This window comes from Streptomyces sp. NPDC007162 (genome assembly GCF_040634175.1).
Classification (GTDB): domain Bacteria; phylum Actinomycetota; class Actinomycetes; order Streptomycetales; family Streptomycetaceae; genus Streptomyces.
The window spans coordinates 1-4,046 of sequence record NZ_JBEYFC010000677.1 but is presented as its reverse complement, the minus strand read 5'-3'; the positions used below and the strand labels follow the sequence as shown (position 1 = coordinate 4,046).

The 4,046-nt window shown below is 67.1% G+C and carries 3 protein-coding genes and 1 pseudogene; 1 reads left to right on the top strand and 3 read right to left on the bottom strand.

The window, feature by feature from the left end:
* Positions 1 to 52: 52 nt before the first annotated feature.
* The 3 genes from ABZ646_RS41885 to ABZ646_RS41875 all read right to left on the bottom strand — a co-directional run bounded on the left by ABZ646_RS41885 (position 53) and on the right by ABZ646_RS41875 (position 3,464).
* Positions 53 to 460, bottom strand: coding sequence for an RHS repeat-associated core domain-containing protein (locus tag ABZ646_RS41885; RefSeq protein ID WP_360531626.1), 408 nt, complete (start codon positions 458 to 460; stop codon positions 53 to 55).
* 165 nt (positions 461 to 625) lie between these two features.
* On the bottom strand, positions 626 to 2,389 hold the full coding sequence (locus tag ABZ646_RS41880; RefSeq protein ID WP_360531623.1) for a discoidin domain-containing protein: 1,764 nt from the start codon (positions 2,387 to 2,389) through the stop codon (positions 626 to 628).
* Positions 2,390 to 2,603: 214 nt separating this feature from the next.
* Positions 2,604 to 3,464, bottom strand: a complete 861-nt coding sequence (locus ABZ646_RS41875; protein ID WP_360531620.1) for an ABC transporter ATP-binding protein — start codon at positions 3,462 to 3,464, stop codon at positions 2,604 to 2,606.
* A gap of 249 nt (positions 3,465 to 3,713) precedes the next feature.
* Between ABZ646_RS41875 and ABZ646_RS41870 the strand changes: the two are divergent.
* Positions 3,714 to 4,046, top strand: a pseudogene (locus ABZ646_RS41870) (histidine kinase); the annotation flags it as partial.

The window sequence follows — 4,046 nt, the reverse complement described above, 5'->3', positions numbered from 1 at the left end:
GTCGGGCCAGGCGTCGCCGAAGAGCCGGAATCCCTCCGGCATGCCGAGGGTCTCACGGACGTCGCCCTCGCACCGAGCAGCAGCAACCGGTGGGGTCGCTGCTGCTTGCGGGGTTGTCAGCGGCGTAGGTGTAGCCGCCCATCTGGTTTGGGTCGCCGGCCTGGAAGATCGGGTCGGGGGTGAGGAAGCGGCCCTGGGCTGGGTCGTAGTTACGGGCTCCGAGGAGGTCCAGGCCGGTGGTGGCGTCGGTGGGCTGGCCGAGGTAGCCGTGGTTCTCGTCGGTGGAGACCCATGTAGTGGGTTTGGTGCCGCGGGTGTTGCCGGCGCGGACGCCCGAGGGCCCGGCTGCATGCCCGGGCTGCGGAGACGAGTCGAACGTGCTGCACGGCATCACCTGCGGACCGTGCGGCCCCGGCGACTTCTCCGGCCAGGGCGGCAGCAGCGGCTCGACCAGCCCCACAAGTACTCGTCCACAATCCATGGCCGAGTGCTCACACCGTCCCGAACGGCCAAATCGGCACTCGGTCACGCCGTCTGGGCACTTCAACAAGATCATGTCAGGTGCTCTTACGGCCGGAGCGACACCCTCGGCCAGGCCTGTCACTCCGGCCATGAGAACCCGAGATCATTTGTACACGGTGAATTCCGCGATCGACCACCAGTTACTCGCGACATCGCCGGCGTTGACGATCTTGATGTAGCGGGCCGTCTGGGTCGGGAAGGAGATCAGCTCGACTCGCTGGCCTTCCTCTATGGAAGATACCTTGGTCCAGTCGGTTCCGTTCGTGGAGACGTAGACGTCCGCGCTTCGCGCATAGTCGCCGGTGTTACTGCCGACATCCAGCAGGATCTTGTCGAACGTTTGGGTCTGCTGCATGTCGACCTGGATCCAGAGACCCTCGTACTGACCCCTTCCGGAGCTGTACCGGGTGCCGGAGTCGCCGTCCAGCATGTTCGCAGGACCGTCGTTGTACGGGCTTGTGTCGGAGGTCGTGGCGGTCCAGCCCGTGCGCGACAGCGCGGGCCCCAGGTCTATGACGTCGAACGAAGCTGAACCCGCGTTCGCTCCGCCGGCACCGTTCACCGAGACCTTGTACGTCCCCACTGCAAGACCGCTCGGCACGTACGCGCTGATGCTCGTGTCCGACCAGCTGTCGATTTCGGCGAAGAGCTTGCCGAAACGCACCGTACCCAGCCCCTGCGCGTCACCGAAGTGAGAGCCGCTGATCGTGAACTTGGCACGCGGTATGCCTTGCTTCGGCTTCAGGCTTCCGAAGACCGGTGCGGGGAAGCTGGACAGCTTCTGCGTGGTGAACATCGCCGACGTTCCGCTCGGCAGGGTGTAGGCGTACGAGCCGTCGGCGGACACCGGGAAGCTCCGGCTGCTAGCGGTGCCGTTGAACACCGCGGTGACCTGCTCCCCTTCCGGACTGGTCCAGGTCTTCAGCTGGAGGCCCTTGGGCACCGCTGTCGGGGCTGCGATCGAGCCGGTTCCACCCGAGGATCCGTATACGTTGATTTCGGCGATGCTCCACCAGAAACCGGATGCCGCGACACAGACGATGCGAATGTACCGTGCCGTCTGCTCCGGCAAGGTGACGGCTATCTTCCCTATGTTCCCGCTGCCGTTCGCGACCGCGCTGCCCCAGTCGGCCCCGTCGTCCGAGACATATATCTGGTACTTGGTGACGTAGTCGAAGGAGTTGCTTTCCCCGGTGGCGAAGACGATCTTGTTGAAGCTCGTCGGGCTCCCCAGGTCGACCTGGAACCAGGCGCCGCTGGTCGTCCCCTGGCCGAGACTCCACCGGCTGTTGATGTCGCCGTCGAGCGCGTTCGAGGCCGCGCCCCAGTCCGGGCTCGACGAGGCCGTGGCGGTCCACTTGCCACGGCTCAGTGACGTTCCGGGCGTCTTGATGGACGCTCCCATCGGCAGGGAGTACGTGAGCAGCTTGCTTCCGGTGCGGACGGCGTTCTGGTACTGCAGGAGTGCCGGGTCGTACGTGACCGTCATCGGCCCCGGCGACGACTTGAACGTGAAGTCATGGGTCGGGTCGGAGACATTGGTCGCCGCGGGGGTCCCGCCGCTGCGCACGCCCGTGTAGGTGAACGTGACGGCGTCGCCGGCGTTCAGGGTGTAGTCGAAGGACTGCGTCCCGTCCGCCACGCTGAAGTTCTTCGCGGCGCTGCCGGAGTTGTACGCGATGAGGACCTTCGAGCCGTCCGGGTTTTGGAACGCGACGCTCTCGATGCTTCCTTCCCCGAAGGTGTTCGAGTAGATGCGATGCGCTCCGGGCTTCACGAACCGGCTGGCGTGAGCGAGTGCGTAGTAGTCCACGTTGTAGGACACCTGCCCGCTGTCCGGATCGACCGTGACCAGTCCCCGGCACATGGGGATGCCGTTGGTGTCACTGTTGAGAAGAAGAACGGGTCGACGATCCCCCAGGTGGTGAACGCCTGCCAGCCGCCGATCACCACGACCGCGAGGCCGACGCGGCCGGCCCACACCAGGGCGACGCGACGCCGGCGAGCGCGTCTGGCGGCGGCCGCCGCCGACAGCTGTGCGCCGTCCTTGACGGAGGCGGGGGAAACTGCGGACGCCGTGCTCATGCCGTACCTCCTGCGGTGCGTGCGTAGGCGCGCTCCACCTCCTCGCGCAGCGAGTCCCAGATCTGGTGCTGAAGTTCGATGAAGCGGGGCTGGAAGCGGATCTCCTGGACCGAGCCGCGCGGGCGGGGCAGGTCGATGTCGAAGACCGCCTTGACCGAGCCGGGGCTGGACGTCATGACGACGACCCGGTCGGCGAGCGCCACGGCCTCGTCGAGGTCGTGGGTGATGAAGATGACCGACGGCCGGATCTGCTCCCACAGACCGAGCAGCTCGGTCGACATGATCGCCTTGGTCTGCACGTCCAGGGCGCCGAACGGCTCGTCCATGATCAGGATCCGGGGTTCGTTGATCAGCGCCGCGGCCATCGCCACGCGCTTGCGCATCCCGCCGGAGAGCTGGTGCGGGTAGCGGTCCTCGAACCCGGTGAGGCCCACCCGGCGCAGCCAGTCGCGCGCCGAGGCCTGCGCCTGCTGCTTGGGCACGCCGCGGAAGACGGGGCCCATCAGCACATTGCCGAGCACGGTCTTCCAGGGCAGCAGCGCGTCGGCCTGGAACATGAAGCTGACGCCGTCGGTGACACCGTCCACCTCACGGCCGCCGACCCTGACCGAGCCCTCACTGGGCCGGTCGAGCCCGGACACCATGCCCAGCGTCGTCGACTTGCCACAGCCGGTCGGGCCCACCACCGCGCAGAACTGGCCCGGCTCCACGGTGAACGAGACGTCCTGCAGTGCCGTGAACACCTCACCCGCAGGGGTCAGAAATCGTTTGGTGAGCCCTGAAATCTCGACTCGCGCGCTGTCCTGGCCGCTCTTGTCGGCGACCGGGCTCACCGCGGCATCGTTGCGTGAAGCCATCTGCGGCTGTCTCCTTCCTGACCTCGGGGGTCGGACCTCGGGGATCGAGGAAGGCAGACGCTAGGGGCCTCCGGGTGTTACGTCGCTGTTTCATCCGTATCCCGCGTTAGCCGTGTTAGCCGGACTTCTGCTCGTTCTGCTCAGTGAGCCGGGGGTGGGCAGAAGGCCGGTGTCGGGGGCACAATCACGCCACCACGGGTACGGCGCACAGGCCGCGCCCGGCAGTCGTACGACAGGCGAGAGACACCGGTGAAACCCATCCGTATCCCGGTCGGCCGTGGCGGGAAGGGGCGGCTTTCCGCGCGGATCCTGGCCAACCACCTGATCATCCTGGCGCTGACCGGGCTGATCGGGTTCGTGCTGTTCGCCTTCGCCCAGCGGGGCGAGCTCGACCGCGCCTACGAGCAGCGGGCCCTGGCCATCGCGCGGACCACGGCCGCCGAACCGCAGATCCGGCAGGCCATGCAGCACGGGGGAGGCGGGGACGTGGTGCAGCGGGTGGCCGAAAGGATCCGCAAGGCCTCCCACGCGTCGTACGTCGTCGTGCTCGACCTGCACGGCATCCGCCACTCCCACCCCGAC

Excerpts from the sequence above, each read along its gene's own strand:
- ABZ646_RS41880 (WP_360531623.1), bottom strand. The coding sequence starts at position 2,389 with ATGTGCCGGGGACTGGTCACGGTCGATCCGGACAGCGGGCAGGTGTCC.
- ABZ646_RS41875 (WP_360531620.1), bottom strand. The coding sequence starts at position 3,464 with ATGGCTTCACGCAACGATGCCGCGGTGAGCCCGGTCGCCGACAAGAGC.